Annotated in this window: 19 protein-coding genes and 1 pseudogene; 9 read left to right on the plus strand and 11 right to left on the minus strand. The window is 51.4% G+C overall.

Features of this window, described 5'->3' with window-relative positions; translation table 11 throughout:
- Positions 1-179: 179 nt before the first annotated feature.
- Both pfkA and ACPV3A_RS02645 read right to left on the minus strand, forming a co-directional pair.
- Positions 180-1,151: a 6-phosphofructokinase gene (gene pfkA / locus ACPV3A_RS02640; RefSeq protein WP_113060346.1), complete on the minus strand. Its 972-nt coding sequence runs from the start codon at positions 1,149-1,151 to the stop codon at positions 180-182.
- Positions 1,152-1,172: 21 nt separating this feature from the next.
- Entirely contained in the window at positions 1,173-2,255 is a 1,083-nt protein-coding gene (locus tag ACPV3A_RS02645; RefSeq protein ID WP_071223113.1) for a tetraprenyl-beta-curcumene synthase family protein, read from the minus strand.
- A 243-nt stretch (positions 2,256-2,498) separates the two neighbouring features.
- Between ACPV3A_RS02645 and ACPV3A_RS02650 the strand changes: the two genes are divergently transcribed.
- On the plus strand, positions 2,499-3,689 hold the full coding sequence (locus ACPV3A_RS02650) for an MFS transporter (protein WP_426198053.1): 1,191 nt from the start codon (positions 2,499-2,501) through the stop codon (positions 3,687-3,689).
- Positions 3,690-3,781: 92 nt separating this feature from the next.
- Here ACPV3A_RS02650 and ACPV3A_RS02655 read toward each other — a convergent pair whose 3' ends face one another.
- On the minus strand, positions 3,782-3,979 hold the full coding sequence (locus ACPV3A_RS02655; protein ID WP_006211711.1) for a cold shock domain-containing protein: 198 nt from the start codon (positions 3,977-3,979) through the stop codon (positions 3,782-3,784).
- 195 nt (positions 3,980-4,174) lie between these two features.
- Here ACPV3A_RS02655 and ACPV3A_RS02660 point away from each other — a divergent pair, with 195 nt between their 5' ends.
- From ACPV3A_RS02660 to ACPV3A_RS02680, 5 genes and pseudogenes are all read left to right on the plus strand, one after another.
- Positions 4,175-4,408 carry a hypothetical protein gene (locus ACPV3A_RS02660; RefSeq protein ID WP_071223114.1) on the plus strand — a complete coding sequence of 78 codons (234 nt, stop codon included), beginning with the start codon at positions 4,175-4,177 and terminating at the stop codon, positions 4,406-4,408.
- A 3-nt stretch (positions 4,409-4,411) separates the two neighbouring features.
- On the plus strand, positions 4,412-4,594 hold the full coding sequence (locus ACPV3A_RS02665; protein ID WP_071223115.1) for a hypothetical protein: 183 nt from the start codon (positions 4,412-4,414) through the stop codon (positions 4,592-4,594).
- A gap of 202 nt (positions 4,595-4,796) precedes the next feature.
- On the plus strand, positions 4,797-6,587 hold the full coding sequence (gene pepF, locus ACPV3A_RS02670) for an oligoendopeptidase F (RefSeq protein ID WP_426198054.1): 1,791 nt from the start codon (positions 4,797-4,799) through the stop codon (positions 6,585-6,587).
- Positions 6,588-6,695: 108 nt separating this feature from the next.
- Positions 6,696-6,953: pseudogene (locus ACPV3A_RS02675) on the plus strand (LapA family protein); the annotation flags it as partial.
- 108 nt (positions 6,954-7,061) lie between these two features.
- Positions 7,062-8,096: a M42 family metallopeptidase gene (locus tag ACPV3A_RS02680; RefSeq protein WP_194543892.1), complete on the plus strand. Its 1,035-nt coding sequence runs from the start codon at positions 7,062-7,064 to the stop codon at positions 8,094-8,096.
- Between the two features lie 177 nt (positions 8,097-8,273).
- Here the strand turns inward: ACPV3A_RS02680 and taeA are convergent, their stop codons facing one another.
- From taeA to hemE, 7 genes are all read right to left on the minus strand, one after another.
- The gene (taeA, locus tag ACPV3A_RS02685) at positions 8,274-10,220 is read right to left on the minus strand and encodes an ABC-F type ribosomal protection protein TaeA (RefSeq protein ID WP_220684336.1); all 1,947 of its coding nucleotides are present in this window, start codon (positions 10,218-10,220) and stop codon (positions 8,274-8,276) included.
- Positions 10,221-10,286: 66 nt separating this feature from the next.
- A complete protein-coding gene (locus tag ACPV3A_RS02690; protein ID WP_194543894.1) occupies positions 10,287-11,093 on the minus strand; it encodes a DUF92 domain-containing protein in 807 nt (268 codons plus the stop codon).
- Positions 11,094-11,129: 36 nt separating this feature from the next.
- A complete protein-coding gene (locus ACPV3A_RS02695) occupies positions 11,130-11,753 on the minus strand; it encodes a fumarylacetoacetate hydrolase family protein (protein ID WP_426198055.1) in 624 nt (207 codons plus the stop codon).
- Between the two features lie 4 nt (positions 11,754-11,757).
- Positions 11,758-12,531 (minus strand): glycerophosphodiester phosphodiesterase, encoded by a 774-nt coding sequence (locus ACPV3A_RS02700; RefSeq protein ID WP_071223121.1) that lies wholly within the window; start codon positions 12,529-12,531, stop codon positions 11,758-11,760.
- A 33-nt stretch (positions 12,532-12,564) separates the two neighbouring features.
- Positions 12,565-13,890 (minus strand): CapA family protein, encoded by a 1,326-nt coding sequence (locus ACPV3A_RS02705; protein ID WP_426198056.1) that lies wholly within the window; start codon positions 13,888-13,890, stop codon positions 12,565-12,567.
- 142 nt (positions 13,891-14,032) lie between these two features.
- Entirely contained in the window at positions 14,033-14,974 is a 942-nt protein-coding gene (gene hemH / locus ACPV3A_RS02710; RefSeq protein ID WP_426198057.1) for a ferrochelatase, read from the minus strand.
- Positions 14,975-15,009: 35 nt separating this feature from the next.
- On the minus strand, positions 15,010-16,068 hold the full coding sequence (gene hemE, locus ACPV3A_RS02715; RefSeq protein ID WP_220684332.1) for a uroporphyrinogen decarboxylase: 1,059 nt from the start codon (positions 16,066-16,068) through the stop codon (positions 15,010-15,012).
- A 237-nt stretch (positions 16,069-16,305) separates the two neighbouring features.
- Between hemE and ACPV3A_RS02720 the strand changes: the two genes are divergently transcribed.
- The gene (locus ACPV3A_RS02720; RefSeq protein WP_426198058.1) at positions 16,306-17,541 is read left to right on the plus strand and encodes an MFS transporter; all 1,236 of its coding nucleotides are present in this window, start codon (positions 16,306-16,308) and stop codon (positions 17,539-17,541) included.
- Positions 17,542-17,741: 200 nt separating this feature from the next.
- On the opposite strand, the gene ACPV3A_RS02725 is transcribed toward ACPV3A_RS02720, so the two are convergent.
- Positions 17,742-18,377 carry an O-methyltransferase gene (locus ACPV3A_RS02725; RefSeq protein ID WP_426198059.1) on the minus strand — a complete coding sequence of 212 codons (636 nt, stop codon included), beginning with the start codon at positions 18,375-18,377 and terminating at the stop codon, positions 17,742-17,744.
- 163 nt (positions 18,378-18,540) lie between these two features.
- Between ACPV3A_RS02725 and ACPV3A_RS02730 the strand changes: the two genes are divergently transcribed.
- Entirely contained in the window at positions 18,541-19,689 is a 1,149-nt protein-coding gene (locus ACPV3A_RS02730; RefSeq protein ID WP_071223127.1) for a THUMP domain-containing class I SAM-dependent RNA methyltransferase, read from the plus strand.
- Between the two features lie 123 nt (positions 19,690-19,812).
- Positions 19,813-21,798 carry an LTA synthase family protein gene (locus tag ACPV3A_RS02735; RefSeq protein ID WP_426198060.1) on the plus strand — a complete coding sequence of 662 codons (1,986 nt, stop codon included), beginning with the start codon at positions 19,813-19,815 and terminating at the stop codon, positions 21,796-21,798.
- Positions 21,799-21,965: the final 167 nt, after the last annotated feature.

Raw genomic sequence — 21,965 nt, forward strand, 5'->3', positions numbered from 1 at the left:
GAGCCTCTAAGAGAAGAGAGACCGTATTCTGCGGGAGTTTTTCTTGCGAAATATCGCTGACAGGCCTCTGAAGTTTCTGCTTTCTTACCGCTACAAAAAGACCGTCTCCATGCAGAATGCGTTCTGCAATGAGAGACGGTCTTTTTGCTTCTCGTCAGAAATTAGGACATGTCCTAATTTTATTGGGATAACCGCAATGCCAGATCGTAAAGCTCACGGTTAAATTCTTTCTTCGTGTTAACGACCTTGTCAATATCCGTGAGGACCAACTCGCCCTTGATGATGCCGCATCCTTTATCGGATTGGCCGTCAATCAGACTGCGAACCGCAAAATCGCCAAGACGGCTTGCCAGGTTCCGGTCAAACGGAGTTGGAGCTCCACCGCGCTGGATATGTCCGAGCACCGTTACCCGTGCATCGATCGAGGCGTGGCACTCTTTAAGATCACATACGATGTCCTCGCCGCGTCCGACGCCTTCCGCTACGATGATGATACTGTGACGCTTGCCTTTTGCGAAATTCTCGCGCAAACGGGTTGCCACTTCATCAAGGTTGTACTCCACTTCCGGCACCAGAATGGTCTCTGCGCCTGAAGCAAGGCCCGCATGGAGCGCAATGTCGCCGCAGTGGCGTCCCATAACCTCTACAACGGAGGAGCGCGCATGGGAAGACATCGTGTCGCGCAATTTATTAACGGCGTCTACAACGACGCTCACAGCTGTATCAAAGCCGATTGTATAGTCCGTATAGGAAATATCGTTATCAATCGTGCCCGGAAGGCCCATGGTTTTGATTCCGAGTTTGCTCAGCTTGTTCGCCCCGTGGTAAGAGCCGTCCCCTCCGATAACGACCAAACCGTCGATGCCGTGCTGATTCAGAATGTCGGCACCCTTCTGCTGTCCTTCCGCCGTCTTGAACTCTTCACAGCGGGCGGAACGAAGGATCGTGCCTCCGCGCTGGATAATATCCCCTACGCTGCGAAGATCCATTTTGACGATGTCGTTCTCCAGAAGTCCTTGGTAACCACGCTGAATTCCATATACTTCAAGACCATAATACAGACCGCTGCGCACAACCGCGCGAAGCGCCGCGTTCATCCCTTGGGAATCGCCACCACTTGTAAGAACTGCAATTTTTTTAACCTCTGCCATGTTTCTTTTCCTCCTTCAATGTCACTCATGCTTATGCTTGCGAATCCATCGGCTGTTGACGTAGAAAAAAATCCGGGTCATCGGACTCTTCTTCATCAAACGCTTGGATACAGAGCGAACCAGTTGCTGCTCGCTGACTTTTGGATCGGATAAATATAACGCCAGTAACCCCTCAATGATCATACGATGAAAAGGGGTCGAGGGAATTGTTCTGACATCCTTCCGGGCCCACTCAACAATGGAAGCTATACGGTTCAGCATCGTATCGGCATCTTCGTAATAATTACAAAAGTTCAGATCGCCGCCCAGCCTGTCTTCGTCTTGATCAATAAGATAATCCAGCATAATGTGGAGACTGCATACATTCGGAAAATAAGACGCATGAATGGACGAAGCATCCTCGTCATCCAGAAACGGATCGGTTGCAGCCAAGAATAGCATGAACACGCCCAAGGTTGATCCCGTTGCTGCCGCAAACTCGTTCCACCGCAGATGCGGTGTCCGGTGGGCATGCTGGGACCACCATTCAAGCAATGCCGCTTCCCTCTTATCCGGATGGATGTGCTTGTATACCTGCAAATCGGTATACAGCCCAGCCAAATCCCTTATGTAGGGCTTTGCCGCTTCATATCCTGATAATTGACCGATACAATCCCGGCATTTCTGCACAAGACGGAGAAGGTAACCTCCATCCTCCCTTTCGGTCCGGAGGGCGTAATAATCGGCCGGCTCAGTCTCAGGCGAAACGGCATCCAGCATCGACTGATGGAGCTGTCTGAAATCCGCTGGGTCCAGCGAAGTACTACGGTCACATAAATTATCGAGATAATCGCTAATTGTCTGGTAAGCTACAATCAATGGAATGAGAATATGCTTCTCCGGCAGATTGGCTGCGGCATACACCGCGCCGCCCTGGCAGTGAAATCTTTTGGTATCTATACTGGCCAGTGCCTGCTTTCGTAGCTCCTCATCCGGAATTTGCTCAGCCTCCCGGCGCCACTTCTCCAATTCGATTCGCACTTCCGGGAGTATGAATTTGTACACCCGGCTCATCAGCCCGACCGGACTGCGCGGAACCTTACGGCTTAGCTCTTGATTATTCAATGAACTCTGCCTCCACATGGTTGTCTTTTTATACCTATCCAAATCAAACCTATTATAATATGATCGTTCATTTTGCACAAATAACACAAATCATTGACGACCTATGGCAGTAAACGCATCTTATAATCCATCTATCTCCATTCTGCGATATGTTATATACTAGTCGGAGCTGAATAACAGACCATGAACCTCACGAATAACGTTAGCTACGCCGAGTTCGTGAAAAGAACGGAGATCCCCAGCATGAAACTTCCCGCTACGCCCAGACCGGATCAGAACTGGCTGCGCGCCTTTATGTTTACGATATTTGGCACCACAGCCCTTGTCATTTCCTATTTTCCGCTATATTTCAAAGAAATCGGCTTCAGCAGCGCGCAGATCGGTTATCTGTATGCCATCGGCCCGCTTATATCCATGTTCTCCAATATGATTTGGAGTTACACCAGTGACAAATACCGGACCATCAAACGCATCATGAACATTCTCATTATCGGACAGCTTGTCACGATGCTTGTTTTATGGCAGGTTGCAAGCTTCGGCGTAGTATTAATCACAATCAGTTTATTTTATTTTTTCTACTACCCGGTCTATCCCCTGGCGGATACGATGGCCATCCAAACGGCACAGAGGTACGGACGCAGCTTTACCGTTATTCGCGTATTCGGCTCACTCGGCTACGCGTTCTTCGCGCTTGCCATCGGATATGCCATCAGTGCCGCGGGTGCGTCGGCCACATTGGCTATCGGCATCGGCATCGGCGTGTTCACGCTGCTCTGCTCGTTTCTTCTCCGCGACGGAGTTGCTGCCAAGTCAGAGCCTGTCGAGCTGTCAGCCCTACTCAAAATATTGCGTTCCAAAGAAATATTGTGGTTCTTCGGCTGCACCTTCTGTCTTGCCATCGCCCACCGGATGAATGAAGCCTTTCTTACGCTTACCTTATCCGAGCTGGGAGCGGGTGAAGGACTCATCGGCTGGTCCTTGATGGTCTCGGCTGCCAGCGAGATCCCGATTTTCTTCCTCCTGAGCAAGTATGGCGACAAGATGAAGGAGCTGCCTCTGCTGACTTTTGCAAGCCTGATGTTCGCGCTCCGTTTTCTGCTCATGGCCCTTGCGGCTGACCCGTTGTCCGTGCTTGCGGTTCAATCGCTTCACAGCATTACCTTCGGCGTGTTCTATGTAACCGCGGTCCGCTATATTACAAGGATCATTCCTTGGCAGTACCGCGCGACCGGCATGGCTCTATTCATTATCTTCTGGTCAAGCGTTTCAGGACTTCTCAGCGGAGCCTTCGGCGGTCTGCTGTTCGAAGCGGCGGGAAGACCGGCCTTTTACCAGCTCGCAGCCCTCCTGGCCTTTATCGCCGGTCTCGGTTTTCTTTACCGGCACCTTTTTGCCAAGCCGGAGGATATGAATGTCGGCGGAATCAGCGCTTGACCCATTGAAATACAAAAAAGCACAGTTCTCTTAACCGAGAACTGTGCTTCATGCCTTGGTAATTCTATAAGATCTCCGTATTGGGAGCTAACTTACAGTTTTGTTACGTTGGCTGCTTGAGGACCACGGTTACCTTCAGTGATGTCGAACTCAACCGCTTGACCTTCTTCCAAACTCTTGAAGCCTTCTTCTTGAATTGCGGAGAAGTGTACGAATACATCCTCGCCACCTTCAACGGAAATGAAGCCGTAACCTTTTTCTGCGTTAAACCATTTAACTGTACCTTTCAAATGAACAACCTCCTAAAAATACCGCCATCTATGGCGAATATCCATATTATATCCCATGTTTTCTGACAATGCAATCCGTCAATTCGCCCTAAGGGGCTTTTTTTGAGCCACTATTTAACAGAAGATTATTTGCTTTTACGCCCGCCTGTGCGTTATCATTTACCCAAAAGCCTAAGTAGCAAACGGAGAATGCATATGATCAAAAAACATGAAATATACAAAAAAGACAAGTGGAACATGATGACGGTTGAAGTTCAGGGCCGATACATCGTTCTCCGCGAAATTTCTGACCAGTGGGGTGAAGAGACCCATACCTTTCTGAGTCGTCCAGCCTTGATGCACTGGGCTCAAAACCGTTTTCCCAAAGCAGATTTTGAAGGCCGGGAAGATGAGTGGAGAGAAATGATGGCTGCTTTTAAGCAGGTGTAACGAATGGATTATACGAATATTGTCATCTTCATTATTCTCGCGTTCAGTCTCGGTGCCATCATGATCATGTACCGGGATAAGATACCGCCGGGACTGAGGAAGGGGATGGCCCTGATTGCCGTCGCCTTCATCTTGTTTGCCTTTTACCTTATTGTATACAGTTTCTTGAATCTGGGTTCCTCGTAAATTTATAGGATGAAAGTGGCGGGTACGCGGCATACTATCGCTCGGATGCTTCAATTCGAGGAGGTATGATGCCATGAGAGGCGCCAAGGTGCTCTGCATTACGATTGCAATCAGCCTGATCGCTCTATCGACTGCCCGCAACGAAGTCTTATCTGAAGGAACCCGGACTCCAACTAATACCTATCATTCAAGGAGGATTTCCATGGAACAATTGTTAAAACGCGCTGATGTCCCTAAAGAGCATCAATGGAAGCTAGAAGATTTATTCGCTGACCAGAAGGCATGGGATGCGAGCTATGCGGAGCTGAAGAATCTTCTGAAACGCACAGCCGATTATCAAGGCAAGTTAACCAACGCGGCTTCCATTAAGGAATGCTTCGAGCTTGAGGACGAAATCTCATATCATGCCGAACGTTTATACGTATATGCGCACATGCATCATGATGAGGATACAGCAAACCCTACATATCAGGCGTTATCTGCCAAAGCCAAAAAATTGAATGTCGAAGCCGGAGAAGCCCTCTCCTTCATCACGCCGGAAATTCTGTCCTTGTCCGAAACGGAGCTTGACAAACTGATTGAAGACCCTACCCTCAAGGAATTCAAGTTTACGCTGTCCGAAATGAAACGGGAGAAGGCTCATGTTCTGTCCAAGACCGAAGAAGCGCTGCTGGCTCAGGTCGGCAACCTCTCCTCTGCGCCGCAGACCATTTTCGGCATGCTGAACAATGCGGATATGAAATTCCCGAAAATCAAAAACGAGGACGGCAAGGAAGTCGAACTCACGCACGGCAACTATATTCAATTCCTGGAAAGTCCGAACCGAGAAGTTCGCGAGCGTGCTTTCAAAGCCGTGTACGAAACCTATGGCAAGCAGAAGAACACGATTGCGGCTACGCTGAATGCCAATGTAAACAAAAATATTTTCTATTCCCGCGTGCGCAAGTACCCTTCCGTTCTGGAAATGGCGCTCTATGGCGATAACATTCCGAAGGAAGTCTACACCAACCTGATCGATACCATTCACGAGAGCCTGCCGCTCCTCCACCGCTACATGGAGCTCCGCAAGAAGCTGCTGGGCGTGGATGAGCTTCACATGTACGATTTGTTCGCACCGCTCGTAGAAGAGTATAAGTGGGATATCACTTACGAAGAAGCGAAGCAAATGACCAAGGAAGGCCTGACGCCGCTTGGTGAAGATTATCTGAGCAGCTTGCAGGCGGGATATGACAACGGCTGGATCGATGTATATGAGAATGAGAACAAACGGACTGGCGCATACAGCTGGGGCGCTTACGGCACCCACCCATATGTGCTGCTGAACCATAAAGATAACCTGAACAGCATGTTTACCCTTGCACATGAGATGGGTCATGCGCTTCACTCTTACTATTCCGACAACGCTCTGAAATACCGTGACGCCCAGTACACCATCTTCCTGGCTGAAGTGGCATCTACAACGAACGAAGCGTTGCTGATGGATTACCTGCTGAAAAACGCCAAGGATCCGAAGAAGAAAATGTACCTGCTCACCTACTATGCCGATCAATTCCGGACCACGGTATTCCGTCAAACGATGTTTGCCGAGTTCGAGAAGATTGTGCACGAACGCGCGGAAGGCGGCGAATCCCTTACTCCTCAGGATCTATCCGACATCTATTATGAGCTGAACGTGAAATATCACGGTAAAGGCATGCAGGTAGACAAGGAGATCGGAATGGAATGGGCGCGAATTCCCCATTTCTACAACAGCTTCTATGTTTACAAATATGCGACCGGCTTCTCGGCCGCGACCAGCTTCTCCAAGCAAATCCTCGAGGAAGGCCAGCCTGCCGTTGACCGTTACCTCGGCTTCCTGAAGAGCGGCGGCAGCGATTACTCCATTAACATCCTCAAGAAGGCCGGCGTGGATATGTCCTCACCGGAGCCGATTCGTGAAGCGATGAGCGTGTTTGAAGACATCATCAGCCAAATGGAGCAATTGACGAAATAAACAGCCGCTATGGCAGTATGAGCGTATCTCAATTGACCAGTGGAATAAAATCCCTTGCCCTTTACAGGCAAGGGATTTTATACTGTTTGGAGGAAGGAGGTGTTCCCCATGAAAATTCAATGGTCGCTAATCGCAGCCTTATTGTTTGCCCTGATTACGGCTGTATTCGCCGTCATCAATGTCAATCCGGTCGCAGTGAATCTATTATTCGGCACAGTCAATGTACCGCTGATTCTGCTGATTATCGGGTGCTCGCTGATCGGGGGACTCATTGTCGGCACGTTCGGCATTTACCGTCAATATCAAATGCAGAAGGAGATCCGTTCGTTAGCCGAGCAACTTATACATATCCGTGAAGTAACGGGATAGACCCCTGAAGTACAAGCTGCGGAAGAGGAAAGCAAGAAAGAACAGAAGGACGCCCCCGCTGAATAGGGAAGGCTGTTCGATTGAACCAAGGAGGCTGAACAATTAGTGGCGATACAACCGAATGAAACTTATGTACTGAACCTGCTAAAAGAACTGCTCGATACACCGAGCCCAACCGGATATACCCATGACATCATGAAGCGGATCGAACAGGAAGCCGCAACGCTTGATGTTTCGCTCGAATGGAATGAAAAAGGCGGCGCCATTCTGTCCGTTCCCGGACAAGACGGCAGCCGTACGGTTGGTCTGAGCGCCCATGTCGATACGCTTGGCGCGATGGTTCGTGCCGTGAAATCAGAGGGCACGCTCCGTCTTACCTCCGTTGGCGGATACATGATGAACAGCATTGAGAATGAATACTGCATCATCCATACCCGCAGCGGCAAGAAATATACGGGCACGATCCTGTCCACGCATCCTTCCGTCCACGTATACAGCGATGCACGCGATTTCAAGCGCCAGGAAGCCCATATGGAGGTCCGGATCGACGAAATGGTGGAGTCGGCCGATGATGTGAAGAAACTCGGCATCGGGGTTGGAGATTTTGTTTCCTTTGATGCCCGTGCGGTCATTACGCCAAGCGGTTACATCAAATCGCGCCATCTGGATGACAAAGCCAGCGTCGCTGCCCTCTTCGGCTTGCTCGAAAGCATGAAGCGGGATAACTGGAAACCTAAACATAATGTAAAGCTTCTCATTTCGAACTATGAAGAAGTGGGACATGGCGCGGCTTACATTCCTGCCGACATCAATGAGATGATTGCGGTCGATATGGGCTGCATCGGCGATGACCTAAGCTGCAAGGAAACCGATGTATCCATCTGCGCGAAGGATTCATCCGGTCCCTATGACTATGACATGACCAGCCGTTTGATCCAGCTGGCCGAAAGCGAAGGCATTGCGTATGCGGTGGATATCTACCCTCATTACGGCTCTGACGCTTCTGCAGCACTTTCCGCGGGCAGCAACATCAAGGCCGCGCTGATCGGTCCGGGCGTCCATGCATCCCATGCCATGGAAAGAACGCATAAACAAGCCGTTCTTAACACCGTAAAGCTGCTGGCGGCCTACGTCAGTTGATCATTTTATAAACAACGTCTGTTCGCGTACTTTCACAAAAAACCATCCTCTCTTTAGAAGATGTTGTTGCTGTATGATCAAAATGGTTCAGCCACGCTGGCCTTATACTAACAAAGGGGCGTCCCGCCAAGGCATTATGCCTGGGGACGCCCCTTTATTTATGGATCGTGTGAATCCTTACGATTTCTTGCTCTGTTCAATCTTCTCCGCGAGCTCGTTCAGATAGGTCCAGCGCTCCATCAGATGCTCCAGCTCACGCTCCGTTTCCTCCTGAGCCTTCATCAGCTCCTGAAGCCTGGCTGCGTCGCTGCCGGCGGTCTCCATCTCGGATTGAATCGAAGCGAGCTTGCTCTCGGTATCCTCGATGAGCCCATCAATCTGCTCAAACTCCCGTTGTTCTTTGTAACTGAATTTCAAGCGCTCACGCGGCGCTTCTTTAGCTGAATCGTTATCCCTGCCATCACTGCTCCCCGAAGCAGATTTGGCTATGGATGCTTCCGCCTTGCTCCCGGAAGCTTCACCGCCGTGACGCTGCATCCATTCCGCATATTCGCTGTAAGAGCCGACATGGACACGAATCTGACCGTCGCCCTCAAAGGCCATAATCTTGTCCACCGTTCGATCCAGGAAAAAGCGATCATGGGATACCACGATACAGACGCCCGGGAACTCATCCAAATACTGCTCCAAAACGGACAATGTCTGGATATCCAAATCATTGGTTGGTTCATCGAGCAGCAGCACATTCGGTGCGCTCATCAGCACCCGCAGCAGATACAAGCGGCGCTTCTCGCCTCCGGACAGCTTCGCAATCGGCGTCCACTGCAGCGCGGGCGGGAACAGGAAGCGTTCCAGCATCTGGGCTGCGGTAATCGCCGAACCGTCCGCCGTACGGACAACCTCGGCCTCATCCTTGATATACTCAATCACGCGCTGACTGCCGTCCATCTCCTGATGCTCCTGCGTGAAATAACCGAGCTTGACCGTCGGTCCGAGCACGACTTCCCCGCCATTCGGCTGAATCCGCCCGGCAATCAGATTGAGCAGCGTGGATTTGCCGCTGCCGTTCGGGCCTACGATACCTATCCGATCCTCGGGAACGGCGATATAAGAAAGGTCCTGAATTAACGTTTTGTCGTCGATCTTCATCCAGAGACCTTCAATCTCCAGAATTTTGCGTCCCAAGCGGGTGGAAGCGACCGAAACGTCCAGTTCACCGGAGCTGTGTACCATCTCCTGATCCTTGAGTTTCTCGAAGCGTTCAATCCTCGCCTTCTGCTTGGTCGTGCGGGCCTTAGCCCCTCTTCGGATCCAGGCAAGCTCGCTCCGCAGCAAATTTTGGCGCTTTTGCTCGGAAGCGGCTTCACGCTCCTCGCGTTCTGCCTTCAGCTCCAGAAAACGGCTGTAATTCGCCTCATATCGAAACAGCCGTCCGTGATCCAGCTCCAGCATAACATTGGCTACCCGGTCCAGAAAATACCGGTCATGCGTAATCATGAGCAGCGCGCCGCGGCGCTTCTGCAAATACTGCTCCAGCCAGGCAACGGATTCATTGTCAATGTGGTTGGTCGGCTCGTCCAAAATAAGCAAATCGGAAGGCTGAATCAAAGCGGCGGCTAATGCCACCCGCTTACGCTGGCCGCCCGACAGCGTCCCCATCTTCGCTTCATAATTCCGAATCCCCAGCTTGGACAGGATGGTTTTCGCATCGCTTTCAAGCTGCCATGCCTGCAGCGTATCCAGCGTCTGATTGAGCTTCAGCAGTTTCTGCTGCAGCTCCTCATGACTTGGATGCAGCTCCAGCAGCTCCATCGTTTCAGTATATTCCCGCACTGCCTTCATCTCCGGAAGATCGCCCTCAAACACCTGCTGCAGGACGGTTTTGTCCGGATCAAACTCCGGATTCTGCGCCAGGTAACGAACCCGGATGCGATTGCCCATCGATATTTTACCGGAGTCGGGCGGCTCGAGCCCCGCGATGACCCGCAGAAATGTGGATTTCCCTGTGCCATTCACGCCGATAATGCCGATTTTATCCTGATCCTCCATTCCGAAGGATGCATCTTGAAACAGAATTTTGTCTCCATAGCTTTTTGTTACCTGTTCGACGGTCAAAATATTCATTGTTATGATCCCTACTTACATCTATAGATTTCGTTGAACGTTTGTTTCATCGGTAAGATGGATACATTATAACGCAATCAGCACGGCAATCCCATAAGCTGCCGCTCCGCCGAGAAGCGAACTGACCAGATTGACTGCATCGTTGGACATCCACGAAGCGCCGCGCGTACGCACGGTATCTTCACCACAATGATGCGACACTTCCACCGATTTGCCGCACACACGGCAGCGATACATCACTTGTAATGTCGCTCCGAGGTACGAATCGGCGAAAGCTCCAACCAATCCGCCGGCGAGGGCTGCCAGGACATACGGCAATAGCTCTGCATCCATGCCGCTCCATCCGGCAAGCAGCCATCCGCCTGCCCCAATCAGTAAACTCCCTGCCGCTGCAGCCGTGGAGCCGACCCAGGACACGCCGCCGGATTCCCCGGCGGTCAGCACCTTGCCATTCAGCACGGAACGCGGGGGCTTCCGGCTAAGGCTGCCCAACTCCGTGGCCCAGGTATCCGCCGTTACCGTAGCCATTACGCCTATAAACAGGAATACCCACAGATCGGATTGAATCCATACGTTTAACAGACACAGCACCATGCCGATGCCGCCATTGGCGAAGACCTGACCCGCATCCCGCCGGCCTGTCTTGGCATAGGATTTCTCCAGGTCTGCCTTACGCTGTTTCCCGTACCGGGATAGCAGTGTGGATGTAATGAAAAAAAGAAGCAGGGTTCCGAACCAAAACACGTTCCCTGCTCCGTAATATATGGTACCCATCAGAATAGCGGCTGCGGCTCCGGATTCCGATAGTGATCGTTTCCTGTAAGCGGCTCCTGCCACGATAAAAGCGCCTGCCGCTCCGATCAGCCAATCCATCTGTGACCCCTCCCATGTGTTAAAGCATATATCCGTTTACCCGATTTCGCAGCGGCCCAGACGGTCATCTCCCCAGAACAATTCGAACACGTCGCCGGATTCCGTCGGTCCTACACCAGCCGGTGTACCCGTGAAGATTAAATCACCTTGGCCAAGGCCATAATGCTCGCCGATGTAATCGATGATGTGCTGAAGGGGGAAGATCATATCCTTCGCATTCCCGCGCTGCACCTCTTCGCCGTTCTTCCTTACGGTAAAATCGATATCCGCCAGCTTCGCGGTCCCGGGAAACGCAATGGATGGCGTAAGCGGTGCGGAAGATTTAAACGCTTTTGCCGCCGTCCAAGGATGTCCCTTCTCTTTAATGACCGACTGTACGTCACGCAGCGTGAAGTCGATGCCAAGGGCCATCGTTTTGACGAGCTCGTCAATGGTCTTGCCTGGCGCGTAATCCTCCGCAAGCTGAATAACAAGCTCGCCTTCAAAATGAAGACTGCCGCGGTCCATCGGCAGCTTCAGCACGCTGCCATCCAATGGAACGACGGCATGCGAGGGTTTAAGGAAAATCATCGGCTCTTCCGGCACCGCATTGCCAAGCTCCGCCGCATGCAATTGATAATTACGACCTACACAATAAACGTTATTCACTAGGGCACACATAACATTAAAACCTCCATTTTCTTCGCCAGAATGGAACTTTGGGTGCAATTTTATGGATAAAAATCTGCCCCCATGTATCAGGGCGGTTCGTACAGATCATGATGGCGGGATTCATTCGGGCGAGCGATCTCATGCTCTTCGCATCATCCACCGTCCAGGCCATGGGCGTAATGCCGTTCTTCACCAGATCGGACGCAAAGGCCGCATCCAGGTGGGAATAGCCGATCGATAAAAAGGAACATTTCATTTGCTTCAAGCGCGCCAGCAAATTGCGGGGATGCGCATCGATAATAAGTCCGGTTTTTACGTCAGGTTCCAATTCCTTGGCCTTCATCAAGGCTTTTGGCTCAAAAGAAGTAAGCACCACGTCCGGCAGCATCCGGTGGGCATGAATCCGCTCCAGAACGGCTTTTTCCAGGCCGGGATACATGTCGCCGCTCGTTTTAAGTTCGATATTAAGTTTCAATCGTCCTTTGACAAGCTGCAAAACCTCATCCAGCGAAGGAACCTGCTCTCCCCTGAATTGGCGCCCCTTCCATTCTCCGGCGTCCATCCTCCGAATTTGCTGCCAGGTCAGATCCTTCACCTTGCCTTTCCCGGTCGTGGTCCGGTCCACACTATAGTCATGTATCACGACAGGGACCCCGTCCTGAGTCAATTGCACATCAATTTCCATCCAATGCACGAAGGGCTCATCCATCGCCATCTGAATGGCTGCGCGCGTATTTTCAGGTGCTTTACCGGAGAACCCCCGGTGAGCCACACATAAATTGTTCATGGTGGGACCTCCTTGATGTAAGGATTTAAAGAATTATTCCACTGCCTTGCCAGCGACAACTTTACCATCGAGCGCTATTTTTACACCGCCGACAGATCGCTTCTCCACCTCTTTCAGCAAGGCCTCAGCTTCTTTGCCTTCGAGCGGGATGACCTGTCCGATCTCCGTACGGTAAGGCGTCAGCTTCAAGTCACATTCTCCTTGCTTACTGCATGATGCCTGGAATACGGCAGTTTTCCACGTATCTTCATTCGAGGATTTGGTAAATATGAAATTACCGGTACTGTAAGCAATCCACTTGCCTTTGTACTGCTCCAATCCCTGCAGCACATGGGGATGCCCGCCGATAATCAGGTCGGCTCCACCGTCAATAAACGCACGTGACAGATTAATCTGGTGAACATTTGGCGTTTTATGAAGCTCCTCTCCCCAATGGGCAACCACGACCACCAGATCGGCCTTGGAACGCGCCGCGTTGATCGCTTCAACCGCCTTGGGCAGCACATGGTCATATGCCCCGGCCACCCCCGGCCTGTTCTCCAGCGCGTACCACGTCGTCTCCGGAAGCACACGGCTGAATCCAAGCAAGGCAACCGTCATGCCCTGAAGCTCGAAATACTGGGCAGCGAAGGCCTCCTTCTCATTCCGTCCTGCGCCTACATAACGGATATCATGATCCTTTAAATGCTTCAAGGTATCCAGAAGTCCTTCTTGTCCTTGATCTAGGATATGATTGTTAGCCAGATTAACGGCCTCTACCCCGGCATCTCGCAGAGCCGGCAATACGTCCGGTGAGGACTTGAATACAAATTTCTTATTGGCAGCGCCAACACCTCCGGTCGTAACCGGCGTTTCCAGATTAAGTACGGTCAGATCATCCTCATGGAATGCAGTACCCAGATGCTTGTACGGATAATCGTACCCGTGATTCTTCAGCGCATCCTCCACTTTGCCCGAGAACAAGGTATCCCCGGCAAAATGCATGACCACCCGCTTGGCGAGAGCGGAATCGCCAGGATCATCTGCTGCGCTGCCTTCAGGCTCGGTCATATCGGAATCCGGGGGCTCGCCGGTCTCCGTCGTCTCTGTCGTCTTCGGAGGCATCGAATCCGTCCCCTCGCCGTCAGCTGGTTGTCTGGAACCCGGGTTACCCTCCTGCTCCCCTTCCATGCCAAACTCCGGCATACCGGACGGATAAGCCGTTTGCTGAACAGGATCTTCCTTAAATTTAAAATGATAGACAAGCAAAGCAGCGATCATAATAATCAGACATAAGTTAAGTATGATCCAAACCTGACCGGTTCGCTGCTTACGGGCCTTCTTCTCGGCCTTGCTCTTCTCAGATCGTGACAGATGCATAGGTCACTCCTTTATTCACTTATAAGCTCGCGTAATAAGTCGCTCCCCCCATTATACCAGCTTCCCTATAAAGAATAGAACCCCCCGTCACCGGGGAGTTCCATATCTAAGCATTCTATTCGAATTTCCGGTAATAACGGATTTACATACCGATCAAGGTGATCACGGAATCGCTGAGCGCTTCCATGTATAGCGGATCGCTGTTCAAGGAGTCGATGCGCTCAAGCCGCATATCCATTTCCTTGGCAATGCTTTTGGCTTCAATATCCAGATCGTACAGAACCTCAAGATGATCCGAGACAAAACCGACCGGCGCAACCAGCACATCCTCGACCTGCTCTTCTTTATTCAGCGTTTGCAGCGTATCCAGTATGTCCGGACCGAGCCAAGGCTCCGCCGTCCGGCCAGCACTTTGCCATGTGAACTGCCACTGCTTGACGCCTGCCTGTTCGGCTACGGCTTTGGATGTCTCAAGGAGCTGATCCTGATAAGGATCTCCGATGGACAAGATGCGTTCCGGGAGGCTATGAGCACTAAACAGCACTCTCACGCTGTCACGGTCAGCCCCTGCTTCCTCGAACTGGTTCAGCTTGGCGGACACCCGGTCCGCAAAGGCCTCGATCAGTTTCGGATGCATGTGATAGCTTTCAACAAACGAGATCTGAAGTCCCAACTCATCCGCTTTGGCTTGAGCGCGCTTCACGTAGGATCCGATGCTCATCGTGGAGTAATGAGGAGCCAGCACAATGCCGACCGCTTCCTTAATGCCGTCCCGCACCATTTGCTCAACGCCATCTTCGATGTATGGGGCAGCGTGCTTCAGTCCCTGATAGCATACAAACTCAAGATCGATCGCGCGAGGATCCGCATTCAATGTATCCTGCAGCGTGCGTACCTGTCGGTCCGTATTCTCCCGGAGTGGAAACACACCTCCCACAATCGCCTCATAGCGGTCAGTAAGCTCCTTAAGTTGCTCCTCCGACGGCTTATTCCCGCGACGGATATGGGTATAATAACTCTCGATTCCTTCCATGCTCTCCGGTGTGCCGTAGGACATAACCAACACGCCAATCTTGTTCTTCATACCATCTCACCTCTGACTAATAAAATATTCAACATTTAAGAGCGTTGTGCACCTGCCTGCAGTGCCTGAGCGGAGTATTCGTGAATATACGATGTCAACTCACGAAGTTTCTCCAGCGAAGCCTCCGGGAATAAACCGTGCCCTAGATTAAACACAAAGCCGGGCTCCTGAATCCCCTGATCGATAATCTCTTTCGCATACTGCTGGATGACCGGCATCGGTCCGGTCAGTACGGTCGGGTCCAGATTGCCCTGAACAGCATACTTATGCTCTAAACGGCGGCGTCCTTCTGCAATGGACACTCTCCAATCGAGACCGATGACATCCGTTCTCAGATCGGTAAGCGTAGGCAGCAGCTCACCTGAGCTCACGCCTGGAAAATAAATTTTCGGAACACTCAGGTCCTGAAGCTCTGCAAAAATACGCTTAATGGTAGGAAGGACATACGTTTGGAAATCCTGTGGAGACAAAGCCCCCACCCAGCTGTCAAACAATTGAAACGCTTTCCCGCCGTTAGTGACGTGGGCGCGCAGATAAGCGATCACCATATCCCCGAGCTTGTCCATCAGCGAGAACCATACCTTCGGCTCACTGTACATGAGTTCTTTCGTGCGAAGATAATTTTTGGATGGTCTTCCTTCGATGAGATAGCTGGCAATCGTGAACGGAGCGCCCGCAAATGTGATTAGCGGCACTTCCAACTCCTTATCCAGGATCCGGATGGTCTCCAGGACATGTCCAAGATCCCCCTCGACATCGATCGGGCGCAGTTTCTCTACATCCGCCGCAGATCGGATCGGATTATCAATCACCGGGCCGATATTTTTCACAATATCGAAGTCTACCCCGATCGAGGCAACGGGATTCATAATATCGGAATATAAAATAGCCGCGTCCACGCCAAGCTTCCGTACGGGCATCAAGGTTACCTCTGCCGCCAGCTCCGGTTGACTGCATATTTCCAGTAAGGAGTACTTTTCTTTAATCTTTCGGTACTCCGGGTCGTAGCGTCCCGCTTGACGCATGTACCATACAGGAACGTGGTTCACTTCCTGCTTGCGGCAAGCGCGAATGAATTGATCGTTATAGGTCATGATTAGGCCCCCATCAATGTGTATAAAGTTTCCTAAATTTCATTATGCCCTTTTTAAAAGTAAGTAACAACCGTCTTACATGGACATCCTATGAAAATCGCATGACAATCTTATGACATTGTTAGCATTTGGCACTTTTTAAATATGTTATACTGGAAGAACGGCATTTTTAGGGTAGTTCCACAATTCGCCCGGTTATTTCGGGCTCGACAGCTTAGAAAGGAAGTGAAGGGCACATTGACCAATTGGAAAATCAATCTCATTGTGCTTTGGTTCGGACAGTTTTTGGTCAACTCCGGGATGACCATGATCACCCCGTTCCTGACGTTATATCTGGCGCAAGACCTGAATGTCGTGGGAGACCGGGAAATAGGACTATGGGCAGGATTAATATTCGCTGCCAACTTCCTGACATCATTCATTTTTCAACCGATCTGGGGAAAGGTCGCAGACAAATACGGACGCAAAATCATGCTGCTGCGCTCCGGCTTCGGCATGGCGCTGGTCATTGCGTGCATGGGCTTTGCTACCCATCCATGGCATCTGCTGGTTCTGCGTCTGCTGAACGGTACCATATCGGGATTTAACCCTGCGGCAATATCGCTCGTATCGGGTACAACGCCCAAGAATCGAATGGGATTTGCGATGGGCATCATGCAGTCCGGACAAGTTGCAGGCACGATTCTTGGTCCGTTGATCGGCGGACTCATGGCAAGCTGGGTCGGATTCCGGCCAATCTTCTATATCACGGGCGGATTGATTTTTGCCGCTTCGATGCTTGCCTTGTTCCTCGTCAAGGAAAATTTCAACCGCGAGCAGGCGGCCAAGGCGCCGCAGCCTTCGGTTATAGCCGGGCTCAAGGAGCTGAGCCATATTCCGCAGCTGCCGGCGTTATTCGCCGTCACGTTCCTGCTGCAATTCGCCATGATCAGTCCCATGGCGCTGCTTCCGCTGTACGTTCAGAAGCTTCATGGAACCGCGGTGGATATTGCGATATGGGCCGGGTTCGTTGTGGCGGTAACGGGGCTATCGAACATGATCGCTTCCCCGATTCTCGGCAAGCTCAGCGACAAGGTCGGCGCGCACCGCATCTTGACCTACGCCTTGATCGGCATCTTGACCTACGCCTTGATCGGTACGGGACTTACGCTGATCCCGCAAGCTTTTGTTCAATCGGTATGGCAGTTGATTATCGTACGGTTCATGATGGGCGTCTTCATGGGCGGGCTGCTGCCAAGTGTCAACGCGCTGATTCGCTCATACACGCCGGACGGCATGGAAAGCCGCTCCTTCGGCTTCAATACAAGCTCGCTAGCGCTTGGCAACATGCTGGGGGCGGTGATCGGCGGATTCTTATCCGGCTTCATCGGCATCGAAGGATTGTTTGCTACTTCCGGCTGTCTGTTGATCATCAATATGATGTGGGTGAGAAGAAAGCTGTTCTCGCAAAAGCCTTCGCCCAAATATCGTTGATCCCCCGGAGTCTGTCATCTATAGCTTGAGCTTGTCTCCAAACAACAAGGGGCTGTCCCGTGGTCTGCATCGACCCGAGGACAGCCCCTTGTTCTGTTATTCATACCACTCGCCCAAATCTGACTTCCAGTCGACAGCCCAATGGCTGCACTCCTGCCAATGGTTATCTTATCGTCCAGCACAGCTTGCTATTGGTTGATTCATCCTTTAACGCGTGCAAGGATCAGCCCGTCATAAGCAGGCAGCAGCGTGCTGAGCAGCCTCTTGTCCGTCGCAATGACTTCATTAAACCGGCGTACCGCTTGAACCGAAGGACCGTTCTTGTCCGAGTTCAGCGTTCTGCCGCGCAAGAAACAGTTATCCCCGGCAATAAGGGCACCCGGATTCGCTAGCTCCAAAGCATAATCCAAGTATAGGGGATAGTTCTCCTTATCCGCATCAATAAAGAAAAAATCGAAGGTTCGTCCTTCCTGCTTCAACGCTGCCAAACTGTCCGCAGCCGGACCGATCCGGTACTCCACCCGATCCTTGAATCCGGCCTTCTCCAGATGCCTGCCTGCAAGCTGCGCGTATTCTTCCTTAAGCTCAAGGGAGGTGAGCTTGCCGTCCGCAGGAAGCCCTCGGCATAGACAGATCCCGCTATAGCCGCCAAGGGCGCCGATTTCGAGAATATTCCTGGCACCGGCAGTCTGTACCAGCATGGTCAGCAATCGGCCATATGCCGGTGCCACCGACACCTCCGGCATCCCATGCTCACGGATGGCCTCTATCACGAACTGAAGCTCTTCATCTTCAGGGTATAATTGGTTAACATAATCATCAGGGGTCGTAAGCAATGAAGCCGCCTCCTTTGTCTTAATTAAGAAACGTTGTTTCCCGTTAAACCTAACGAGAACTATCATATGATAATTGTCTTAGTCAATGCAATCGCCTATACTATATAGATTGAACCGGCGGCGACTATCGCCGTACACATGTTAAATGGAGTTGACATCGTTAATGCCTCGATTACAATTGATCGCGACGGCCCCGATGGGGCTGGAAGCCGTCGTTGCCCGCGAGTTGAAAGAGCTCGGGTACACCGACATGGAAGTAGAGAATGGTAGAGTTACCTTTTCAGGTGACCTGATTGATATTTGCCGCTGCAATCTGTGGCTCCGGACGTCCGACCGTATTCTCGTCAAGATGGGTGAGTTTAAAGCCTTTACCTTCGACGAGCTCTTTGAAGGAACCAAAGCTCTTCCATGGGAAGAGTGGATTCCTGCGGATGGCGAATTCCCTGTGGAAGGGCGTTCCCATAAATCGCAGCTTAGCAGCGTTCCCGCCTGTCAAGGCATCGTGAAAAAAGCAATCGTGGAGAAGCTGAAGCTCTCGCACCGTACGGAATGGTTCCCCGAGGACGGCCCCCGTTATGTAGTCGAGGTTTCTCTCTTGAAGGATCGAGCCATACTGACCCTTGATACCACAGGACCAGCCCTTCATAAACGCGGCTATCGCAAGCTGGTTACGGAAGCTCCGCTGAAGGAAACCATGGCTTCCGCTCTGCTGCAATTAAGCCGCTGGGGCCCTCATCGTCCGCTCTATGACCCGTGCTGCGGTTCGGGCACCATTCTGATCGAAGCCGCGATGATGGCCTGGAATATTGCGCCCGGGCTGCGCCGCTCGTTCCCGTCCGAGCATTGGGATATTATTGGGGACAACCTCTGGGAGGATGCGCGCGAGGAAGCTTTTGACGCTGTGAAGGACGATATTCCGCTGCATATCGCGGGAAGCGATATCGACCCGAAAGCGATCGAAGTAGCCAAGGCCGCCGCCAAAAGTGCGGGACTTGCCGGCGAAATCGACTTTAGGGTTCTCCCTGCAGCCAAAGCCATCCCTGAGGGCGAATTCGGCTGTATCATCACCAATCCGCCATATGGCGAGCGGTTAAGCGAGAAAGAGGAGGTTGAGCGTCTCATTCGCCAGCTCGGATCCGTAACGCATTCACTCCCGACCTGGTCCTTCTTCGCGCTCAGCCCGACCAAGCAATTCGAGCATTACTTCGGCCGCAAGGCGGACAAGCGCCGCAAGCTGTTCAATGGCCGGATCGAATGTCAGTATTATCAATACCTGGGCCCCTTGCCGCCGCGTAACAAATCGGCGGAATAACGAAATGACGCTTCTTGCATACGCCGCCCTTGGGCGGCTTTTTTTGCTCGGTCATCCGGGCCAAGCTATAATAAGAAGACTGCCATTAAAGGATGTTTTTCAAAAATAAAGGAGGATACCCACGTGCTCTCATCCCCATCATGGAGCGATATCCGAAGCAGGGTCTCCAAAGGGCTGCATTACCGCTACACCGCATATTTATTATTCCTTATCCTCATGATGTACAAGCTGATCATGCTTGATCATCATCTCCATATTACCAACATGAAGCTGGATCAGGCAGACTATGTGATCGCTGTCGGCTCGCTCCTGCTGATCTCCTTCTGGACCTTGTGGCTTCCGCCAAGAGGCCGGCTTGCAGCTTTAACTTTAATAAATCTCTTATGGACGGGGATCCTGTACGCCGATTTGATCTATTACCGCTACTTCGATGATTTCATAACCGTGCCGGTGCTTATGCAGGCCGGACAAGTCGGTTCCCTCGGGGATAGCATACGTTCCCTGATTCATGCGTACGATCTGTTCTTTTTTATCGATTGGCTTATTATTGTCCCGTTTACTGCCGTGATGGTATTCGGCAAACGGAGAACCGCCTTGGAAACCTATGCACTCCCGGGTGAATATCGCCAGCATCGGCGGAACCGGATCATTCGCCGGTTGGTTACAGGCACGCTCGTGTTCATCCTGGGCATGATTATGACTTTCATTCCTATCAAGAAAGCGTCCAATACATGGGCCGTTGGCCTTTTTGAAGGCAATTGGTGGAATATTACGCTGTATAATGTGACGGGACTGATCGGCTTTCACGGATATGATATCTACCGTTATGGACGAGATCATCTCGTGGGGCAGCCCAAGCTGGCAGAGGAAGAGGTCAACCAGGTCAAGGCATGGTTTGATGCCAAGCGTATGGAGCCGTCCGATACGGGCGCCTTGTTCGGCAAGTATAAAGGCAGCAATGTCATCATGATTCAGACGGAGGCCTTTATGAATTTTGTCATCGGCCAGTCGATCGAGGGTCAGGAAATTACCCCCAACTTCAACCGATTGATGAAGGACAGTATGTATTTCAGCAATTTTTATCATCAAACCGGTCAAGGACGAACGTCCGATGCGGACTTTGTCACGCACAGCTCCTTGCTTCCGCTGCCCACAGGTTCCGTATTCACGCGATATGCTGACCGCGAGTACGATACCCTTCCGGAGATTCTGAAAGAACAGGGTTATGGAACAAACGTATTCCATGCCTATGACAGCAGCTTCTGGAACCGTACCACAATGTACCGGGAAATGAATTACGACCGATTTTACAGCAAGAAGGATTTTGAAATGAACGATGTGCAGGGATGGTCATTAAGCGACAAAGCGTTCTTCGCGCAATCGCTGGATGAGATGAAAGGCATCAAACAGCCCTTCTATTCCTTCCTCATTACGTTAACGAGTCACCATCCGTACTATGTTCCCAAGGATGCTGCGAAGCTGGATACGGGGGCTTTCGAAGGCTCGATATTCGGAAACTATCTGCAGTCGATCCACTATGTCGACGAAGCATTCGGACAGTTCGTCGAGCAGATGAAACAGCAAGGGTTGTGGGATAACACCATATTGCTTATCTATGGGGATCACGACAATTCGATCAAGGAAAAAGCGGACTATGAGAAATTCCTGGGACGAGACCTGAATGCACTCGACATGGAGCAAATCATGAACCAGGTTCCCCTCCTCATCCGCCTGCCTGATGGAGGGCATGCCGGAGTTTACCCGGAGGCCGCCGGCATGATGAACGTGACACCAAGTATTCTTCATCTTCTCGGTGTATCGGATCAGCCGTATTACTGGATCGGAAGCCATCTGTTTGATGATGAACCGCGTCTGATTCCGCTGCGCAGCGGCGCTTTTTCCGATGAGAAGGTGTTCTATCTGCCCACCGAGACGGCCGGGCTTGAAGGTGGAACCTGTTACGATATGACGACGCGTCAGCCAACTGACATCCAGGCATGCCGTGACGGATATGATGAGACACAGAAGCAGCTGCGGATTTCCGATCAAGTGATCACGTATGACCTGCTGAAGTTATTTAAAGCAGAAGGTGAAGCGAATACTCGATAACCGGTCATAACTTTAGTAAATTTAAAATCATAATTTAGCCTCTCATCGCTGTTGACTGAGGCTGCTAAACGAAACAAACCAGGCTGATCTCACCCATCGGCCTGGTTTGTTTTTTTGGGGCTAGGCAATGTCCGAACACACACCAAGCTGGATTTATGGGGGGATCA

Origin of the sequence: Paenibacillus sp. Dod16 (assembly GCF_049893405.1) — a bacterium.
Lineage (GTDB): Bacteria > Bacillota > Bacilli > Paenibacillales > Paenibacillaceae > Paenibacillus_AQ.

Bases quoted from the DNA above. Each gene is read 5' to 3' on its own strand.
- pfkA (WP_113060346.1), bottom strand. From the start codon at position 1,151: ATGGCAGAGGTTAAAAAAATTGCAGTTCTTACAAGTGGTGGCGATTCC.
- ACPV3A_RS02650 (WP_426198053.1), top strand. From the start codon at position 2,499: ATGAAACTTCCCGCTACGCCCAGACCGGATCAGAACTGGCTGCGCGCC.
- ACPV3A_RS02660 (WP_071223114.1), top strand. From the start codon at position 4,175: ATGATCAAAAAACATGAAATATACAAAAAAGACAAGTGGAACATGATG.
- ACPV3A_RS02665 (WP_071223115.1), top strand. From the start codon at position 4,412: ATGGATTATACGAATATTGTCATCTTCATTATTCTCGCGTTCAGTCTC.
- pepF (WP_426198054.1), top strand. From the start codon at position 4,797: ATGGAACAATTGTTAAAACGCGCTGATGTCCCTAAAGAGCATCAATGG.
- taeA (WP_220684336.1), bottom strand. From the start codon at position 10,220: ATGAATATTTTGACCGTCGAACAGGTAACAAAAAGCTATGGAGACAAA.
- ACPV3A_RS02690 (WP_194543894.1), bottom strand. From the start codon at position 11,093: ATGGATTGGCTGATCGGAGCGGCAGGCGCTTTTATCGTGGCAGGAGCC.
- ACPV3A_RS02695 (WP_426198055.1), bottom strand. From the start codon at position 11,753: ATGTGTGCCCTAGTGAATAACGTTTATTGTGTAGGTCGTAATTATCAA.
- ACPV3A_RS02700 (WP_071223121.1), bottom strand. From the start codon at position 12,531: ATGAACAATTTATGTGTGGCTCACCGGGGGTTCTCCGGTAAAGCACCT.
- ACPV3A_RS02705 (WP_426198056.1), bottom strand. From the start codon at position 13,890: ATGCATCTGTCACGATCTGAGAAGAGCAAGGCCGAGAAGAAGGCCCGT.
- hemH (WP_426198057.1), bottom strand. From the start codon at position 14,974: ATGAAGAACAAGATTGGCGTGTTGGTTATGTCCTACGGCACACCGGAG.
- hemE (WP_220684332.1), bottom strand. From the start codon at position 16,068: ATGACCTATAACGATCAATTCATTCGCGCTTGCCGCAAGCAGGAAGTG.
- ACPV3A_RS02730 (WP_071223127.1), top strand. From the start codon at position 18,541: ATGCCTCGATTACAATTGATCGCGACGGCCCCGATGGGGCTGGAAGCC.